The 18,142-nt window shown below is 61.4% G+C and carries 20 protein-coding genes; 11 read left to right on the top strand and 9 right to left on the bottom strand.

Features of this window, described 5'->3' with window-relative positions; all coding sequences use genetic code 11:
* Positions 1 to 50: 50 nt before the first annotated feature.
* Positions 51 to 2,057: an acyltransferase family protein gene (locus tag C0V73_RS15680; RefSeq protein WP_102020944.1), complete on the bottom strand. Its 2,007-nt coding sequence runs from the start codon at positions 2,055 to 2,057 to the stop codon at positions 51 to 53.
* Positions 2,058 to 2,194: 137 nt separating this feature from the next.
* Here C0V73_RS15680 and C0V73_RS15685 point away from each other — a divergent pair, with 137 nt between their 5' ends.
* The 6 genes from C0V73_RS15685 to C0V73_RS15710 all read left to right on the top strand — a co-directional run bounded on the left by C0V73_RS15685 (position 2,195) and on the right by C0V73_RS15710 (position 4,776).
* On the top strand, positions 2,195 to 2,950 hold the full coding sequence (locus tag C0V73_RS15685) for a glycosyl hydrolase 108 family protein (RefSeq protein WP_102020945.1): 756 nt from the start codon (positions 2,195 to 2,197) through the stop codon (positions 2,948 to 2,950).
* Positions 2,947 to 3,138 carry a hypothetical protein gene (locus tag C0V73_RS15690; RefSeq protein ID WP_102020946.1) on the top strand — a complete coding sequence of 64 codons (192 nt, stop codon included), beginning with the start codon at positions 2,947 to 2,949 and terminating at the stop codon, positions 3,136 to 3,138. Before C0V73_RS15685 ends, C0V73_RS15690 begins: the two co-directional genes overlap by 4 nt.
* 130 nt (positions 3,139 to 3,268) lie before the next feature.
* Entirely contained in the window at positions 3,269 to 3,457 is a 189-nt protein-coding gene (locus C0V73_RS15695; RefSeq protein ID WP_143708349.1) for a hypothetical protein, read from the top strand.
* A gap of 90 nt (positions 3,458 to 3,547) precedes the next feature.
* Entirely contained in the window at positions 3,548 to 3,793 is a 246-nt protein-coding gene (locus C0V73_RS15700) for a hypothetical protein (RefSeq protein WP_102020948.1), read from the top strand.
* 113 nt (positions 3,794 to 3,906) lie between these two features.
* Positions 3,907 to 4,305: a hypothetical protein gene (locus C0V73_RS15705; protein ID WP_102020949.1), complete on the top strand. Its 399-nt coding sequence runs from the start codon at positions 3,907 to 3,909 to the stop codon at positions 4,303 to 4,305.
* Between the two features lie 243 nt (positions 4,306 to 4,548).
* Positions 4,549 to 4,776 carry a hypothetical protein gene (locus tag C0V73_RS15710; RefSeq protein ID WP_102020950.1) on the top strand — a complete coding sequence of 76 codons (228 nt, stop codon included), beginning with the start codon at positions 4,549 to 4,551 and terminating at the stop codon, positions 4,774 to 4,776.
* A gap of 80 nt (positions 4,777 to 4,856) precedes the next feature.
* Here the strand turns inward: C0V73_RS15710 and C0V73_RS15715 are convergent, their stop codons facing one another.
* Together C0V73_RS15715 and C0V73_RS15720 are read right to left on the bottom strand one after the other, a co-directional pair.
* Positions 4,857 to 5,045, bottom strand: coding sequence for a hypothetical protein (locus tag C0V73_RS15715; protein WP_102020951.1), 189 nt, complete (start codon positions 5,043 to 5,045; stop codon positions 4,857 to 4,859).
* A 117-nt stretch (positions 5,046 to 5,162) separates the two neighbouring features.
* Positions 5,163 to 5,495, bottom strand: coding sequence for a hypothetical protein (locus C0V73_RS15720; protein WP_102020952.1), 333 nt, complete (start codon positions 5,493 to 5,495; stop codon positions 5,163 to 5,165).
* A 156-nt stretch (positions 5,496 to 5,651) separates the two neighbouring features.
* Here C0V73_RS15720 and C0V73_RS15725 point away from each other — a divergent pair, with 156 nt between their 5' ends.
* The 3 genes from C0V73_RS15725 (at position 5,652) to C0V73_RS15735 (ending at position 7,625) form a co-directional block, all read left to right on the top strand.
* On the top strand, positions 5,652 to 5,915 hold the full coding sequence (locus C0V73_RS15725) for a hypothetical protein (protein WP_102020953.1): 264 nt from the start codon (positions 5,652 to 5,654) through the stop codon (positions 5,913 to 5,915).
* A gap of 100 nt (positions 5,916 to 6,015) precedes the next feature.
* Positions 6,016 to 6,543 carry a sigma-70 family RNA polymerase sigma factor gene (locus C0V73_RS15730; RefSeq protein WP_102020954.1) on the top strand — a complete coding sequence of 176 codons (528 nt, stop codon included), beginning with the start codon at positions 6,016 to 6,018 and terminating at the stop codon, positions 6,541 to 6,543.
* Positions 6,540 to 7,625, top strand: a complete 1,086-nt coding sequence (locus tag C0V73_RS15735; protein WP_245407998.1) for a DNA topoisomerase IB — start codon at positions 6,540 to 6,542, stop codon at positions 7,623 to 7,625. Before C0V73_RS15730 ends, C0V73_RS15735 begins: the two co-directional genes overlap by 4 nt.
* A 70-nt stretch (positions 7,626 to 7,695) precedes the next feature.
* On the opposite strand, the gene C0V73_RS15740 is transcribed toward C0V73_RS15735, so the two are convergent.
* Positions 7,696 to 8,196 (bottom strand): ferritin-like domain-containing protein, encoded by a 501-nt coding sequence (locus C0V73_RS15740; protein ID WP_102020955.1) that lies wholly within the window; start codon positions 8,194 to 8,196, stop codon positions 7,696 to 7,698.
* A gap of 163 nt (positions 8,197 to 8,359) precedes the next feature.
* Between C0V73_RS15740 and C0V73_RS15745 the strand changes: the two genes are divergently transcribed.
* Positions 8,360 to 9,103 carry a BON domain-containing protein gene (locus C0V73_RS15745; RefSeq protein WP_245407999.1) on the top strand — a complete coding sequence of 248 codons (744 nt, stop codon included), beginning with the start codon at positions 8,360 to 8,362 and terminating at the stop codon, positions 9,101 to 9,103.
* A gap of 8 nt (positions 9,104 to 9,111) precedes the next feature.
* Here the strand turns inward: C0V73_RS15745 and C0V73_RS15750 are convergent, their stop codons facing one another.
* Positions 9,112 to 10,959, bottom strand: a complete 1,848-nt coding sequence (locus tag C0V73_RS15750) for a heavy metal translocating P-type ATPase (protein WP_102020956.1) — start codon at positions 10,957 to 10,959, stop codon at positions 9,112 to 9,114.
* A gap of 107 nt (positions 10,960 to 11,066) precedes the next feature.
* Between C0V73_RS15750 and dxr the strand changes: the two genes are divergently transcribed.
* Positions 11,067 to 12,266, top strand: a complete 1,200-nt coding sequence (dxr, locus tag C0V73_RS15755; protein ID WP_102020957.1) for a 1-deoxy-D-xylulose-5-phosphate reductoisomerase — start codon at positions 11,067 to 11,069, stop codon at positions 12,264 to 12,266.
* Here the strand turns inward: dxr and C0V73_RS15760 are convergent.
* The 4 genes from C0V73_RS15760 to C0V73_RS15775 all read right to left on the bottom strand — a co-directional run bounded on the left by C0V73_RS15760 (position 12,254) and on the right by C0V73_RS15775 (position 18,069).
* Positions 12,254 to 13,372 carry a serine hydrolase domain-containing protein gene (locus C0V73_RS15760; protein ID WP_102021252.1) on the bottom strand — a complete coding sequence of 373 codons (1,119 nt, stop codon included), beginning with the start codon at positions 13,370 to 13,372 and terminating at the stop codon, positions 12,254 to 12,256. The two genes, dxr and C0V73_RS15760, sit on opposite strands and share 13 nt — an antisense overlap.
* Before the next feature lie 78 nt (positions 13,373 to 13,450).
* The gene (hemA, locus tag C0V73_RS15765) at positions 13,451 to 14,665 is read right to left on the bottom strand and encodes a 5-aminolevulinate synthase (protein WP_102020958.1); all 1,215 of its coding nucleotides are present in this window, start codon (positions 14,663 to 14,665) and stop codon (positions 13,451 to 13,453) included.
* A 222-nt stretch (positions 14,666 to 14,887) separates the two neighbouring features.
* Entirely contained in the window at positions 14,888 to 15,688 is an 801-nt protein-coding gene (locus C0V73_RS15770; protein WP_102020959.1) for a xanthine dehydrogenase family protein subunit M, read from the bottom strand.
* A gap of 14 nt (positions 15,689 to 15,702) precedes the next feature.
* Positions 15,703 to 18,069, bottom strand: a complete 2,367-nt coding sequence (locus C0V73_RS15775) for a xanthine dehydrogenase family protein molybdopterin-binding subunit (RefSeq protein ID WP_102020960.1) — start codon at positions 18,067 to 18,069, stop codon at positions 15,703 to 15,705.
* Positions 18,070 to 18,142: the final 73 nt, after the last annotated feature.

Raw genomic sequence — 18,142 nt, forward strand, 5'->3', positions numbered from 1 at the left:
CGGCTATACCCTCTGACTACTCGGCCGACCAGTATTGGCCTTGAACGGCGTCAGTTCGCTTTAACCAGCAGCGGCGCGAGACTGCGAGCGGCAACATTGGAGCCGTCAGGGGACAAGTGGTCAAGGTCGCGGTATAGACTGCGGCCTTCAATCCGAATGGGGCAAGTAGTCCCTGCACATAGATCTTCAAGCGGATCGTGTAGAGTTAAGCCAGGGTTTGCTTCGGTGAGTGCCTGCATCAGGTCGACTTGTGACTGTCGTGCGGCCGCAGCAGTTGAGCGATCGATCTGGCATTCAGTCGGCGTGTCGATCAATGATAAGGGTCGTATGCACGTCGCCGGATCGATCTTTGGCTCGGGGAAGTCAAGCACGATGACGACCCGCTTCCCACTGGCTTGCAACGCCTTCACCGATTTGTCGAAGGCTTTGAACGCTGAGGCGACATCCTCCGGCGATAGATCGCGGGTAAATCGTCTGCCCGACAGCACCACAGTGTGGATGCGCGGTGTTGCCAGTATCGCTTCATAAGCCTTCGCCATGGTCGCGTTGCAAGTTGCAGTTGGCCGGAAGGCAAGCGCAGTACTGTGGAAGGGCGCCTCCTCTGCTGGCATGCAGGAGGGGCCACCGAGATTCAAAAGAACTTCGTTTTTCGGGCGTAGGGCGTTGGCTAAGCCCTCGAAATAGACCAATGCGTGGCTATCACCAATTAGCGCAACTGTCGGCTCATCATCCGACGAAAGGTTGCAGAATTTGGCTTCAGGGATATCGTATCGTTTGCGGCAGTACTCGTTTTCGAATGCACCATCCCAAGTGAAATTGCGAGCGTTCGCGATGAGCAACTGAGGGCGGAGTGGATCAAGGCCGGAAAACGATCCCGCGATTCCTAGCGCCGCAAGACCTGCCATCGTGGCCGCGAGACCGGGTACGATGACCGCCTTGCGGTGGCCCTCCTTGCCCTTGCGCAATGGCATCTCGATGAGATGATACGTCAGGACGGCAAAGGCGACTGACACGGCAACTGCCGCGATCTGGTAGGAGACCGGCGGCGCAGCGCCCACAGACAACCTTAGAAAAACAAGGGTTGGCCAATGCCACAGGTAGAGGGGAAAGCTGATCAGCCCGATGTAGACCATCGGTCTCCAGCTCAGTATCACCCGGTTCGGCCAGGCATCCGGCCCAGCGATGATCACAGCTACAGCGCCGAGTACCGGCACCAGGGCGATCCAGCCAGGAAACCCATCCGCCTTATCAATGATGAATGCACCAGCAGTGATAGCCAGCAAGCCAAGCCCACCGAGCGTTCCCATGAAGGATGTGGGCAGGTGGTTACGGACTTGAGCCACGGAGAAGCGAACGCGGTCATTGATCAGCGACGGCCAAAGGGCGATCATGCTGCCAATGAGCAATTCCCACGCCCTTAGATGAGGCATGTAGAATGCCTTTTCGGGATTGCGGTCTACCGTCTCGATACCAAGCACGAAAGAGACGATGCAAAGGCTCAGGAGTAGAAATCCGGCCCGCTGTCCTTTCCATTTAGTGACAGCAAGGAGAACCAGTGGCAGGATTATATAGAACTGCTCCTCAACAGCCAGAGACCAGAGGTGCAGTAGCGGCTTCATCTCCGACGCACGATCGAAGTACCCGGCCTCATTGTATAACGCGATGTTCTGCCAGAAGGTCGCTCCAGCGAAAACATGCCACATGAGTTGATTGAATTCCCCCTCTAGGAGGAGAAACCAACCGATTGCAATGGTGGCCAACAACGTAGTGATTAGCGCCGGGAATATCCTACGAACGCGCCGAGCATAGAAATGCGCGAGGCTGAAGCTCCCTTGCTCTAACTCTCGGGCGACGATTGTCGTGATCAGAAAACCAGAGATGACGAAGAACACGTCTACCCCGATAAATCCACCCGGCATTAGCTCAGGGAAAGCGTGAAAGATGACCACGGGGATGATGGCAACAGCCCTCAAGCCGTCAAAGTCCCGCCTGTAGTTCAGGTGTGTTACCTGCGCTTTCGAACTTCCGACAGCTGCCGACGGCATTGAAATATTCATTGCTTCCTCAGATCCCCGACGCGTCGAAACCTTCTGCGGGTTTCGGAGCTCAAAATCAACATGCCGGATGCAGTGTGTCTGTGCTTTGCGCCATCGGCCTCTAACGCCGATGATGGCCTCAACCAGAGAGGCTCGCGATGTCAGACCGTTTCCCCATATGCCATGAGATCACCGCCAAATGGGAGGGCCGCTGGAGCGACCACAAGGCCGGTCCCGGCGGCAAGACCATGTATGGGATCACCGAGGCCGTGTATCAAGCCTGGCTCAAGGGGTGCGGGCTCAAGGTGAAGCCGGTCCGCAATATCAGCCTGTCCGAGGCCAAGCTCATCTATCGCGAGCAGTACTGGCGCCCGACGGCTGAGACGTTCGATCTGTACCCCGGCGTCGATCTCGCCGTCTATGACGTCGCCGTCAACTCGAGCGTCTCGCGCAGCATCAAGTGGCTGAAGCCGTCTGCCGGCTCCAATGACCATAGCGTCATCGTGAAGCCCATCTGCCGCGCCCGCCTCTCCTTCATGCAGTCCCTCAAGATCTGGAAGACCTTCGGCAAGGGCTGGGGCCGCCGTGTCGCCAACATCGAGGCGAAGGGTGTTGTGATGGCTGTCACGGCCATGGGCGCATCCGGTGCGGCGGTGAAGACGATCGTTGAAGACAGCAAGGCGAGGCGAAGAAGTCGGTCGCGACCAGCGACAAGGTCGCGAAAGCAACCGGAACGAGCTCTGCTGCCTCTGGTGGCGCTCCGGCGACCGTCGACGCATCCAACGCTCGACAGCTCGACGATGTGGCTCCTAGGCGCGCTGTGTGCCGCCCTGGTGATCATTGCAGCGGTGGCCATCGCCAAAAAGAAGCAGGCCAAGGCTCGCGAAGAAGCATACGCACAGGTGCTGGCATGACCGGCATCGCTTCAATCCTCGTCGGCGTCGCGGCCAAGGTCGGCGCTCCCATCGTCAAGCGAGGCAGCACCTCGGCGGCGCTGCAAGTCAGGTCGGCGGTGCCGTCATCGACGCTATTGCCGAGCGCGCCGGCGTCCCAGTCGAGAAGCTTCCGGATCTGGCAGAGCACCAGCTCGAAGAAGCGGTGAAGTCCGTCCAGGCTAAAAGCCCACAGCTCATCGACGCCCTTCTGGAGTCGCACCGCGAGGCTAACAAGCTGATGCTTGCCGAGATGCAGAAGGAAACCGCGTTTGGCTGGCTGTGGCGGCCGGCGGGGATGTGCTGATTCTGGTCTGCATCGCCTGGTACATCATCCTGCGCCCAACCGTGAACGCCGTCCTCTGGTCTCTGACGCCCGGCATCCAGATCGTGATGGGCCTCAATGTCGCGACCTTCCTCGGTATCTTCACGATCTACACCGGTTTCCACATGGGCCGGAATACGATCCTGCGCGGACTGAAGAAGTAGCGAGGCAGGATGTCTATTTGGGAATGATTCTGGAGCGGTAAAGCCGAGGTAGCACTTGCAGGCATAGCCGGATCCGCTGTCTCGGTTACAATGGAACGGACCGGCATCAAGTCAGGCATCCGCCGACTCTTTGTTGGCGCCGTCACAGCTTACTTTCTGGCCCTAGTCGGACTTCCGATCTTCCGCTGGGTGCTGGGACAGGTTGACGTTCCGGTTGAACAATCAGCCGGTGTCGGCGGTTTCATCCTTGGTATCGGTGGGGTGATCATCGTTGAGATCATCCTAAAGGCGTTCCGCATCAAGCGGGCCGAACTGAAGGATGGAAAAAATGGCTAGGCTGAAAGCACGGCATGTAGCGAAGGCAGCGAAGCCGCAAGGGCGTGTCGCAGCTGTTGCGCTGCTGATCGTCCTTTTCTGGCTCTTTCTGGCTTCACACTCCTGAGGAACCGATGACAAAGATCGCTGAGCTAAACGAGATCGACGAAATCGCGGACGGCGATTTGATCTATGTGCGTGACGTCAGCGACCCGGCCAAACCGGATAAGAAGGCACCTTCTTCGAAGGTCCGGCCGGCGGGCGCTCGTATCACGAACCACTTCCGCTTCGCCGGGAACGTAGCTATCGCGGCACTGGCGGCCGGCGTCGAAGTTGATGCGACTGTCACAGTCACCGGCGCTGTTATCAGGCATGCCAGCTTCGACATCCAGCCGCCGGCAAGCATCGCTGTCCTGTCCACGAGGGTGTCAGCAAATGACACCCTCTCAATCCGTTTTCGCAACCTGCATGCGTCATCCGCATATGCCGGTGGCAACGTCGCATACGTGGCTCTGGTGTCCCGATCGGTATAACGTTCCACAGCAAACCACCGGGGAACGGATTGCGAGGAACGTTGAGTCAGCAATCCCAATGGCACACATTCCTAATCTGAGGGTCACGCGTTCGAATCGCGTCGGGATCACCACTTCACCCACAGTGAGATTTCGCCCTTGCGAATCTAGGGTTGCGTTCAGGCCCCCATGCGGCATGATGTTCCCATGCCACGCCGACGGGTGTTTACTCTTTTATCGTCGGCCTCGAACGGAGGGAATGCCATGGCATCGAGCCCCCCCGGCAGAATCCAGGATGAACACGCCATCGTTGAGCGCGCTGTAAAGCGCCTTTACGGCCAGAGACCGTCTGACTCCCACTTGCAGGAAAACGCGGCAAATCTGGTGACGTATCTGGTCAAAAATGGCATCCGTGATGAGGATGAACTCGTGGAGCTTGCACGGATCGCCCATGGAAAGCGCTATGACCCAAGCAATGGCAGCTTTCTCTAGTTTTAGAGCATACCGCTAAGACACAGCGAACCTGGCGCTGTTGATCGGTGAATGTTGAATATGACCCGTGTGGATCGAGATCAGGAGCCGGTCTCGGTGCTCGATCGCTTTTCATCGATCGCGGACTGCAACTCTTCCGCCAGCTCGATCAATCGCGGCGGAACCTCCTCTCGCCGCATCTCGTCCATCAGGACATCAAGCTTGTCCCGCACGATGCCGCCCGTGCGGTCACGGCGTGCCTCCATGGATGGGCGTTTGGTGTCTTCCATTGAGGCCTCCGACTTTATGCGTCCTGCAAACATTCGCGATCTGATTTGCGTCTCACTTTCGATACGACGATTGGTGGACACCAGATCAAAACAAACTTGGATGAGCTTATTCGACAGTCAGTCGATGTCCTCACCAAGCTCTGGAAATACGGCGACCAATGCGTCTCGATCACCATAATCGAGCGCCGCCGCCTGCAGCACGACGCTGATGCTGTCCGAAACCTCCACCGGCCCGTCATGTTCCATCTCGATCCTGTCTCCGGAGGCAAGGACAAGGATTGCGCGTGTCTGAAATCCCTGCCGGATCAGCCAGTCGCGCGGCGCTTGCATCTCCACCGTCGCGCGGTAGCGCGGACCCCGCCGCTCGACGGCGACATGGTAAGTCATCGGTGAGAGACGTTCTCCGATCAGCAACTGGCCCTGGCCGTCGACATTCTGCACGTGGGTCATGATGTGTCTTTCTTTACTCGGACTTGGGTCTGCCAAGTAACCCGCCATTCCATCCATGGTTCCATTTGAAAAAGCGGCGGCACAGCGGGAACCTCGGATCGGGGAAGGCGTTCATTCGAAGGGTTCTGAGGGAGGAAACGGGAGCGAGAGGCAACGATGAGCAGCGCAAGCCAGACAACCGACCACGACGAGATACGCCGCTGGATCAAGGACCGGAAGGGCACCCCTTCACGGGTTCGAGACAGCGGTGACGGCGGCATTCTGCGCATCGACTTTGGCGACCCGGAAGAAGCGCTCGAGCCGATCGACTGGGAGGCGTTCTTCCAGATTTTCGAGAAAAGCGACCTTGCCTTCCTTCATCAGGACAAGACCGCAGACGGAGAACTTAGTCGGTTCAGCAAGTTTGTAAGCCGCAGCTGACCATGTCACGCGACATTTGCCAACCGCTCACATTTTCAGGAACCAAGCCGAAGGACAGGCGTTTTCGCGTCATTGTGCCTGGTGCCACAGACATCGGAGGATGGCGACCTTGACGACCCCTACAGCCGAGCTAGCCGCACGATCTGAAGTTGTCGAGTTAATTCCGGCACTGCGTGCATTCGCGCGTACCTTCTGTCAGCGACCGGAGGAAGCGGACGACCTCGTCCAGGAAACGCTGACCAAGGCGCTGGCAAACCTCGACAAATTCGAGCCAGGTACCCGGCTGAAATCCTGGCTCTTCACCATCATGCGCAACACGTTTTGCACCCGCTTCAAGAAAAGCAGCCGCGAGACGGTGGGCCTGCCTGAGGCCGTGACGGCCAAGTTGACCACCGAGGCCAGCCAGGAATGGTCAGTGCAGGCGGAAGAGGTGCGCCGTGCCTTGAACCGTCTGCCGGAACATCACCGGGAAATGCTGGTGCTGATCGTCATGCTGGGCGAACGCTATGAGGACGCAGCCGAGATCTGCGGCTGCGCCGTGGGCACGGTGAAAAGCCGGCTCAGCCGCGCTCGCCAGCAATTGCGCCGGGAGCTTGGCGAGATGGGAACGGACAGCCCCGTCGGATGAAAACAGCCGATGAAGAGAATATGGCGACCGACGGACCGGCGCCATCCACGGACGATGCCGCGGAGCTCTCCGAGATCGGCCTCGTTTACGGCACGGATGCCGAGCCAGGCCTGACCCGGCGCCGCAGAGGCAAGGGTTTTTCCTACCATTTGAGCGACGGCACCTCGATCGCAGCACCCGAGGTGCTTGCCCGTATCCGCAAGCTCGGCCTTCCGCCGGCCTATGAACGGGTCTGGATCAGCCTCGATCCTCGCAGCCATCTGCAAGCGACGGGTTACGATGCAAGGGGACGCAAGCAATACCGCTACCATGCAGATTGGGCCGCCTGGCGCAGCGAGAGGAAGTTCGACGACCTCATCGCCTTCGGTGAAGCGCTGCCCTCCATCCGCCGACGGGTGGCGCGCGATCTCGCCGAACACCAGGAAGAGAGCTACTTCCTCCTCTCGGCGCTCATCAGCCTGCTGGACGTCACCTATATGCGCGTCGGTAACCGCGCCTATGCCGAAGAGAACCGCACCTATGGTGCAACGACCCTGCAGAAGCGCCACCTGACATTCGAGCCGGACGGTATTCGCCTGAGTTTCATTGCAAAGGGTGGCAAGCGCGTGCGCCGAAAGCTGCGTCACCCGCGGCTTCAGAAGATCCTCGAAGAAATTGCCGACTTGCCCGGCCGCGACCTGTTTTCCTGGCGTGACGAGCAGGGACAGCTCCACAGGGTGGATTCAGGCCGGCTGAACACTTACCTAGCCGAGATCACCCGATTGAAGCTGTCTGCCAAGACCTTCCGCACCTGGGGCGGCAGCGTCGCAGCCTTTGGCGAGGCCTGGCGCAGGATGGAAGGCGGGGAGCGTCCGACCATTCGCCAGATGTGCGAGGTCGCCTCGGACAGACTGCACAACACGCCGACCATCTGCCGCACCAGCTACGTGCACCCCGCCATTCTGGCGCTGGCCGACAAGGAGACAGACCTGGAAATGGCGCGTGAAAGGGTGCTCACCGCCCCTGCACGTTCGCTGTTGCGCGCCGACGAAAACCGGTTGATGGCATTTTTGAAGGATGCACCGGCTGCGGACAAGCCTTAAGGCTCGACACCGAGCGCACACGAAAAAGGGCCGGCGAGACCGGCCCTTTCAACGCAACCGCTGATGGATGTCAGGCGGCTTTCTTCTGGCCCGCAGCGTTGACAGCCTTTTCCGCGAGCTTCGTCAGCGCTTCATCGGTCTTGGATTCCTCTGCAAGCGTCTCCTCGAGCAGCTTCACGGCATCGGTATAGCCCAGTTGCAGAGCCCAGGCGCGCAGCGTGCCGTAGCGGCTGATCTCGTAATGTTCGACGGCCTGCGCGGCCGCCAGGAGACCGGCATCGAGAGCGGGCGAGCCCTTGAATTCTTCCATGATCTCCTCGCCTTCCTCGACGATGCCGTCGATTGCAGGACAGGTCTTGGCGCGCGGCCGCTTGCCGATGATCTCGAACACCTGCTGCAGGCGCTCGACCTGGCCTTCGGTCTCTTCCTTGTGCTGCAGGAAGGCGGCCTTCAGCTTCTCGTCCTGTGCACCGCGCGCCATTTTCGGCAGCGCCTTCAGGATCTTCCGTTCGGCGTAGTAGATGTCCTTGAGTGTCTCGTGGAACAGGTCTTCGAGTGTCTTGGTAGCCATTGTCGATATCTCCTCGGTTTCGGTTCTGGCGACAGCAAAACCGGCCCGATGGCGCTTTGTTCCGGAGGGCTTTTCCCGGGACCGTTGGAACGATCCCGGCATCCGGAGGGTTAGTTTTGCAGGTGGCGCAAGGCGTCGCTTCCCCAATCCGAAGGAGGACACAATGGTCAATCGCAACGACAATTGGGATGCCGAGAACGGCCGAAACCGCAACGCCCGACGTGGCCCATCCGGGAATTATGGCCCCGGCGACAGCGGATATGTGCGCGGCTATGGCGAGAACCGGCCGGATGCCGATCGCTATGACGGAGCGCGCTCGCGAGAACTCGGCATGGATGGCGGTTATGGTGCTAGCGGCTCTCACTATCCCCGCATGGGACAGGCAGACTGGAGCAACGAGGACCGTGGGTATCAAGGCGGGCCGAGCGACCGGGGCTACGGTGACGACAGCCGTCGCCAGGTCCGTGGCAGCGGGCGGGGCAATTACCCTTCCGACAACCCGTCCTATCGCGGAGGCTACGGCTCGGCGAACCGGGAACCCGAGGACGATCGTGGCTTTATGGAACGCGCCGGCGACGAGGTCGCATCCTGGTTCGGCGACAAAGACGCAAGCCGCCGCCGCGAGATGGACAATCATCGAGGCAAGGGGCCGCGCGGCTATCGCAGAACTGATGCGCGCATTCTGGAAGACGTCAACGACCGTCTGGCCGACGATCCCTCGGTGGATGCCTCCGATATTGAGGTGACGGTGAAGGACGCGGAGGTGACCTTGTCGGGTCACGTTACCGATCGCTTTGAGAAGCGCCGGGCAGAGGACTGCGTCGAAAATGCCAGTGGCGTCACCCATGTGCAGAACAACTTGCGCATCCGCATATCAGGCGAAGGCAGCGTTCTGACGCAGGCCTGACGCTGGCCTCAGCCGCGAAGGGCGCGCAAGGCATTGAGGATGACGGCAACGTCGATCACCTCCTGCAACAGCGCACCCTGCACCGGCGCGAGATAGCCCAGCGCTGCAAGCACCATGGCACCGCCCGACAACACCAGCCCGGCAACCGCACTTTGCCGGGCAATTTTGCGCGAACGCCTCGCGATCCCGCAGGCGAGCGGCAGGCGCGACAGATCGTCGGCGAGCAGCACCACATCGGCGGCTTCGGAAGAAGCCGCAGACCCCCGCGCACCGATCGCCACACCGACATCGGCAAGAGCCAGGGCCGGAGCGTCATTGACGCCGTCGCCTACCATCATCACCACGCCCCCCAATTTCTCCTGACGGATCAGGTCAACCTTACCCTCGGGCGTGAGGTCACCGGCGACAGCGTCGAGCGCAAGCGTTGACGAGGCTTTCTCCGCAACATCAGTCCGATCGCCGGACGCCATCACGATCCGGCGGACACCTCCTGCCCGAAAGGCGGCAATCGTGGCGCCTGCATCGGTGCGGATGGGATCGGAGAGCAGGATAAGGCCGGCCGCATGCCCGTCGATCCCGACGGCGACGACGGCAGTGCCGCTGTCGACGCCAGCGCGGGTAAAAGCTGAGCCATCCGAAAGCTTGGTCAGCACATATCCGCTGCCGCCGAGCACAATCTGGCGATCACCGACACGGCCGGACAATCCACGACCGGGATCCTCGACCACGCTTTGCGGGAGGGTCAAAGTCAGCCCACGCGCTGTTGCGGCCCGCACCAGCGCTTCTGCCGCCACATGGCTGGAGGCCTGGTCGAGCGAGGCGGCGAGTGCAAGGACGTCATCCGCGGTGAAGCCGGCTTCGGCTCGGACATCGCTCACTTCCGGCCTTGCCGAGGTGACCGTGCCAGTCTTGTCGACCACGACGGTGGTCACGGCTGCCAGAGCCTCCAGCGCACCGGCTGTCTTGACGAGGACACCGTGGGAGGCTGCCCGCGACATGCCGGCGATGACGGCAACGGGAACAGCGAGGATCAGCGGACAGGGCGTGGCAACGACGAGCACGGCCAAAGCGCGCGTCGCCTCGCCGCTCCACCACCATGCGCCACCGGCAAGCAGCAGCGTGATGCCGAGGAAGACCAGCGCATACCGGTCTGCAAGTCGCGCCATGGGCGCGCGGCTGGCCTGCGCCTGTTCGACGAGGCGCACGATGCCGGCATAGGTGCTCTCTTTGGATTCGCGCAAGACCAGCAGATCAAAGGCGTCGCCCAGTACGGTCGCACCGCTTGGCACCTCGGCACCGATTGCGATGGGAACGGGAAGCGATTCGCCCGTCAGCGCCGAGAGGTCGAGCACGGCGGTGGCGGCAAGCAGCCGGCCATCGACCGGCACGACCTCACCCTTGCGCACCAGGATGCGGTCCTGCGGCTTCAGCGCCTCGATGGATACACTTTCCAGAGACGTGCCGCGATAGAGCATGGCCGTGCGCGAGACACGACCGAGCAGTGCCGTCATGTCCCGCCGGGCGCGGCCCTCGGCAAAGCTCTCGAGCAGTTGTCCGCCGGCATACATGACCGCAACAATCGCGGCCGCCAGGTTTTCGTCGAGCGCGAGACCCACCCCGATCGACAGAGCGGCAATCGCGTCGACGCCCATGCGACCATTGAGCAGGGCGCGCAGGATATCGATGACAAGCACCACAAGCACGGCGGCACCACCAATGAACCAGGCCTTGGCGGCGAGCTGAGGATACTCGGCAATGTAGAGAAGTCCGCCACCGACGAGACAGAGAAGGGCGAGCCCGGCAAGCAGGACGGGCAGGCTCTCACGCAATCGTGTCGGCTGCAGAAAGTCCGGCATGGTCAGAATCCCGAGGCGCTGGTGCGAGGTCGAAATCGGCCTCTCTTGCTGCTCTTCCCTTTCCCTTGTAGAGCCTTCTGAGCATGAAGCAATCGGACGTAAGCAGCATGATCGACAACGCCCGGCCCCGCCGCCTCTCAGTCCTCGGCTCGACCGGCTCGATCGGCGTCAACACGCTCGATGTCATCGAGCAGCTTGGTGGCCGCGACGCCTTCGAGGTCATGGCGCTCACCGGCAATGGCAATCTTGATCTGCTCGCCGAACAGGCGCGCCGCACCGGTGCCAAACTCGCCGTCACCGCCGACGAGAGCCAGTACATGGCGCTGAAGGACCTTCTGTCAGGATCAGGCATCGACGTTGCCGCCGGCACAAGCGGACTGGATGAGGCAGCCGATATGGATGCCGGCTGGGTCATGGCCGCGATCGTCGGCACGGCAGGCTTACCCCCGACCCTCAAGGCTGCCGCACGCGGGGCCGATATCGCGCTTGCCAACAAGGAATGCCTCGTCTCCGCCGGCCACCTGTTCGTAGATGCGGTCAAGAACGGTGGCGGACGCCTGATCCCTGTCGACAGCGAACATTCGGCCATCTTCCAGTGCCTGGAGCAGGACCAGCGTCACGCGCTGGAGCGCATCGTGCTGACGGCCTCCGGTGGCCCCTTTCGCACCCATAGCCGCGTGCAGATGGCGAATGTCACCGTGCAGACGGCGCGCACCCATCCCAACTGGTCGATGGGGTTGAAGATCTCCGTCGGCAGCGCATCGATGTTCAACAAGGCGCTGGAGATGATCGAGGCCAAGCACCTCTTCGATGTGCGCCCCGACCAGATCGAGGTCGTCGTTCATCCCCAGTCGATCATTCATTCGATGGTCGGGTACACCGACGGCTCCGTCATCGCCCAGCTCGGCGTGCCGGACATGCGCACGGCGATCGGCTACGCGCTGACCTATCCCAAGCGCCCGGCACTCAATGTCGACCGGCTCGATTTTGCCAAGCTCGCAAGGCTCGATTTCGAAGCCCCGGACGAGACTAGGTTCCCGGCCATACGGCTCGCCCGCACCGCACTCGAACGTGGTGGCCTGCAGGGCGCCATCCTGAACGCCGCCGAAGAAACCGCCTTCAACGCCTTCGTCGAGGACAAGATCCGCTTCCTCGACATGGCCGACGTGGTGGAGACGGTGATGGACGCGATGATCGAAGGCGTGCCGGCAGACACGATCGACGACGTCTTCACCGCCGATCGCGAGGCGAGGCGCAAGGCGGCAGAGGTTATTGCCGCCAGAGAAGCAGTGGCTCACCGATCGTAGACGGCGGCACGGAGCATCTCCGGATATGCGCCGTTGCAGCCTTCGAGCGCATTGTTGGTGAGACTGACGACGGTGAGCTTCTCCGCCGGATCGATGAACCATGTATTGCCGTAGACGCCACCCCACTGGATGACACCTTTCGGCAAGGCGGTTCCCGCTGCGACCGGGTCTGTAACCAGCCCGCCGACAAAGGTGAAGCGATAGCCTCGCTCGCCCTCGAGGTCTGCGATCTGGTTGGAGAGTGCGGCATGCGCGATTTCGGGCGAGAGCAGACTGCCGCCACCGGTCCGCAACATTTCCAGCAGACGCATCACGTCCTGCCCCGTGCCCGCCATCCCCGCCCCGCCCGACTGGAAGGCTCTAGGATTGAAGATGCGGCCCGGTGAAAAGACAGTCCGCCAGTTATCCTCGTCGCCGCTCACCCAGGGGTCCGGCATACGAACGGGTCGACCCGGATGGTCGGCATAGGCAACCGCGAGGCGCGCGGGATCCGTCACATGAAAGCGCGCATCGGCCATGCCAAGCGGGCCGGTGACATAATGGATGACGGCATCTTCAAGCGTCCCTGCATGCAGGGCAGCAAGGACACCGCCGAGAATGTCCGTGGCAAAGGAGTAGGCCCAGCGACTGCCAGGCTCGAAGGCGAGCGGGATGGCGTTGTGGCGGCTGAAATTGTCTTCGAGGCTGAGATCCGTATTGCCGAGGCCGAGCGTCATGCGCTGCCCCTCGGGCAGAAGCTCCAGGGCCGGATCGTAGAGCAGACCGGATGTGTGGGTGAGGAGATGGCGGATGGTGATCGCGCCTTCGCGCCCATTAGGCGCCTTCGGTCTGAACCAGGGCAGGTATTGCGAGACGCGATCGTCGAGCTTGAGCAGCCCCTTCTCGATCATCGCAAGGGCCGTGACCGCAACGATCGGCTTGGTGACGGAGGCATAGCGGAAGATCGTATCGATACGGACAGGCAACCCGGCTTCGCGATCGGCGAAACCCGCTGTCTTTTCGAGGATCGGTTCGCCATCCTGATACACCAGCACCACGGCGCCTGTGATGCGTTCTCCCTCGATCACCCTGTCGACCAGGGCATTCACGCGTGCGGCAATACTCACGTTCTCGAAACCTCCCAAAGAAAAACGCGGGCTCCGTTTCCGGAACCCGCATCTTTATGAAGGTCTGTTATGGCCCGATCAAGCCACCGCGCGGGCGAGCGCGCAGCGCGACCAGAGCTGGTGCAGCGAGCCGACCAGATGCTCAAGATCGGCATCGGAATGCAGCGGCGTGGGCGTGATGCGCAGCCGCTCGGTCTTTTTCGGGACCGTCGGATAGTTGATCGGCTGCACATAGATGGAACAGTTGTCGAGCAGCAGGTCGGAGATCCACTTGCACTTGGCAGCGTCGCCGACGAGCACCGGCACGATATGGCTCGGGTTCTGCACATGCGGAATGCCGGCCTTGTCGAGCATGAAGCGCAGACGGCGCACGCGCTCCTGATGGGCAAAGCGCTCGACTTGGCTGGTCTTGAGATGGCGGATCGAGGCGACGGCACCGGCGGCGAGCGCCGGCGGCAGCGCAGTCGTAAAGATAAAGCCCGAGGCAAACGAGCGGACGAAATCACACAGAGCGGTCGAGGCGGCGATATAGCCACCCATGACGCCGAAGGCCTTGCCCAGCGTGCCTTCGATGATCGTCAGGCGATCCATCAGGCCTTCCCGCTCGGCGATACCGCCACCATGGGCGCCGTACATGCCGACCGCATGGACTTCGTCCAGATAGGTCATCGCGCCATACTTGTCGGCGAGATCGCAGATTTCCTTGATCGGGGCGATGTCGCCATCCATCGAATAGACGGATTCGAACGCGATCATCTTCGGCGCACGCGGATCGGCAGCGGCAAGCTTGGCTTCCAGATCCTTGACGTCGTTGTGCTTCCAGATGACGCGCTCGGCCTTGGAGTGGCGGATGCCTTCGATCATGGAGGCGTGGTTGAGCGCATCCGAGAAGATGATCAGGCCCGGGATCTTGGCGCCGAGCGTGCCGAGCGCCGCCCAGTTCGAGACATAGCCAGAGGTGAAGATCAGCGCCGATTCCTTGCCGTGCAGATCGGCCAGTTCGCGCTCGAGAAGAACGTGGTAGTGATTGGTGCCAGAGATATTCCGGGTGCCTCCCGCACCCGCGCCACAGTCATCGATGGCCTGTTTCATGGCGTCGATGACGAGCGCGTTCTGGCCCATGCCGAGATAGTCGTTGGAGCACCAGACGGTCACCTCCTGGGTGCCGTTTTCGGTGTAGCGGGTCGCGCGCGGGAAATTGCCGCGCTGGCGTTCCAAATCAGCGAAGACGCGGTACCGGCCTTCCTCGTGAAGCCCCGCGAGCTGATCCTTGAAAAACGCCTCGAAATCCATGCCTAAACTCCAGTCTACGACACTCTTTTGTGTCTCTACGGCGTCGGGGTCAACCCCGGTTTTGTAAATTCATTCTAAACTGCGACAAATGGCGCGAACATTAGAACGCTTGCACATAAATACTAACGGATCGTGCCGAAGCAAACTTGATCTGCGTCAAACCTAGAGAAAAAGGACGGCCGGAGCCGCCCTTTTTCCGTTCTTGCAGGAAAAGCAGAGCGATCAGGAGGCCTGAACAGCTCGTTTCGCCATGACGCGGATGAGATTTGCGCGATATTCTGCAGTGCAATGTAGGTCCGACATCAGCTCCGACGAATCAATTTCGACACCTGCGACAGCTTGCGCTGACCAGTCGGCCGAAAGGGCCGCTTCAAGTCCGGCATGGCGGAAGACGCCCGACGATCCGGCACCGGTGACAGCAACACGAACGCCGCCTGAACCCTTCGAGACGAAGACACCGGTCATCGCATAACGCGAGGCCGGATTGGCGAACTTGGCATATCCCGCCTTTTCCGGAGCGTCGAAACGGATCGCCGTGATGATCTCGTCCTCCGAGAGCGCCGTCTCAAACAGTCCGACGAAGAAATCGTCAGCCGCAATCTCGCGGGAATTGGTGACGACTGTCGCCCCAAGGCCGAGCACGGCTGACGGGTAGTCGGCCGCCGGATCATCATTGGCGACGGAACCGCCGATTGTGCCCATGTGGCGCACATGCGGATCGCCGATCAACGAGGCGAGATGGCAGATCGCCGGGCAGACTGCACGGATGGCCGCCGAAGAGGCGACCTCCGCATGGGTGACCGCTGCACCGATGGTGACCTGACGGCCATTGACGGTGATGCCCTTCATCGATGCGATATGCCTGAGATCAACGAGGTCAGACGGCTGGGCGAGGCGCTGCTTGAGCGCCGCGATCAGGGTCTGGCCGCCGGCGATGAACTTGCCGTCTTCGGCGCCGGAGAGAAGTTTACCGGCATCCTCGATCGATGAGGCGCGATGATAGCTGGTGGAATAGAGCTGCATGGTTCTCTCCTTCCTTATTCGGCGGCCTGGCGGGTCGCATTGGCCTGGAGCGCGCTCCAGACGGCAAGCGGCGTCGCCGGCATGTTGAGGTCGTTGTTGCCGATCGCATCGGTGATCGCGTTCATCAGCGCCGGAGGCGATCCGATGGCTCCAGCCTCGCCACAGCCCTTGATGCCGAGCGGATTGCCCGGGCATGGCGTGTTCTGGTGCGAGACGTTGAACGACGGCAGGTCGTCGGCGCGCGGCATGGCGTAATCCATGTAGCTTGCCGTGAGCAGCTGGCCCGTCTGCGGATCGTAATGAACGGCTTCCAGCAGCGCCTGGCCGATCCCCTGCGCGATGCCGCCATGCACCTGGCCCTCAACGATCATCGGATTGATGATGTTGCCGAAGTCGTCCGCCGCAACGAACTGCACGATCTCGGTCTTGCCGGTTTCCGGATCGACCTCGACTTCCGCGATGTAGCAGCCAGCCGGGAAGGTGAAGTTCGAGGGATCGTAGAAGGCACCTTCCTTCAGACCCGGCTCCATGCCCGACGGCAGGTTGTGCGCGGTATAGGCAGCAAGGGCCACCTGGAACCAGGGCAGCGTCTTGTCGGTGCCTGCGACCTTCAACTCCCCATTCTCGATGACGATGTCGCTCTCGTCCGCTTCCAACAGATGCGCCGCGATCTTCTTGGCCTTTGCCTCGACCTTGTCGAGCGCCTTGACGATGGCCGACATGCCGACGGCACCGGAGCGCGAGCCATAGGTGCCCATGCCCATCTGCACCTTGTCGGTGTCGCCATGCACGATGGAGACATTGTCGATCGGCAGGCCGAAGCGCTCCGAGACGAGCTGGGCGAAGGTGGTTTCGTGACCCTGGCCATGGCTGTGCGAGCCGGTGAGCACTTCGACCGTGCCGACCGCATTGACGCGGACTTCAGCCGATTCCCACAGACCCACACCGGCACCGAGCGAGCCGACCGCAGCCGACGGTGCGATGCCGCAGGCCTCGATATAGCAGCTCATGCCGATGCCGCGCAGCTTGCCGCGCCGTGCCGCTTCCGCCTTGCGAGCCGGGAAACCGTTCCAGTCGGCAGCGCCCATGGCGGCTTCAAGCGAGGCGTCGTAGTCGCCCGCGTCGTAACACATGATCACAGGCGTCTGGTACGGGAAGGTGCGTACGAAGTTCTTGCGGCGCAGTTCCGCCGGCGAGATGCCGAGTTCACGAGCGGCGGTTTCGACGGTCCGTTCGAGGAGATACGTCGCCTCGGGACGACCGGCACCACGATAGGCATCGACCGGCACCGTATTGGTATAGACGGTCCTCACATTCGCGTGGATTGCCGGGATCGCATACTGGCCCGAGAGCAGCGTCGCATAGAGATAGGTCGGAACCGAAGACGAGAAGAGCGACATATAGGCGCCGAGATTGGCGATCGTATCGACCTTCAGACCGATGATCTTGTGGTCCTTGTCGAAGGCCATCTTCACCTTCGACACATGGTCGCGGCCATGCGCATCGGTGAGGAAGGCTTCAGTGCGGTCCGACGTCCACTTGACCGGCACGCCGGTCTTCTTGGAGGCCCAGAGACAGACCACCTCTTCCGGATAGATGTAGATTTTCGAGCCGAAGCCACCGCCCACATCGGGCGCGATGACGCGCAGCTTGTGCTCGGGCGCCACATTGTAGAAGGCGCTCATGACGAGACGCGCGACATGCGGATTCTGCGAGGTCGTGTAGCAGGTGAAGTGGTCTTCCGCCGTGTCGTAGATGCCGAGCGTCGCGCGCGGCTCCATCGGGTTCGGCGAGAGACGGTTGTTGAAGATGTCGATCTCGGTGACATGGGCGGCACTGGCGATCGCGGCATCGGCCGCGGCACTGTCACCGATCTCCCAGTCGAAGATCAGGTTCCCGGGGGCTTCCGGATGAAGCTGCGGCGCGCCTGATTTCAGAGCATCAACCGCGCCGGTGACGACCGGCAGTTCCTCATACTCGACCGAAACAACCTCCGAGGCATCACGTGCCTCGCCGATGCTGTCGGCCACGACGATGGCGACCGCGTCACCGACGTAGCGCACCGTTTCATGTGCCAGCGGACGCCAGGCGCCCATCTTCATCGGCGTGCCGTCCTTGGAATGGATCATCCAGCCGCAGATCAGGTTGCCGATGCCGTCGGCCAGAAGCTGCTTGCCGTCGAGCACATCGATCACGCCAGGCATGGCCTTGGCGGCAGCGACATCGATCGACTTGATCTTGGCATGTGCATAAGGCGACCGGACGAAATAGGCATATTTCATTCCCGGGACGACCATGTCGTCCGTATACCGGCCCTTGCCGGTCAGAAAACGCTTGTCTTCCTTGCGCGCCACACGCGCGCCGATTCCTTCAACACCCATTGTCTTCTCCTCCAGAGAAACAGGACTTCAGGCAGACGGACAGAGGCAATTGCAGTCGGCATCACAGAGGCCT

The organism is Rhizobium sp. TH135 (assembly GCF_002855515.1).
Classification (GTDB): Bacteria; Pseudomonadota; Alphaproteobacteria; order Rhizobiales; family Rhizobiaceae; genus Allorhizobium.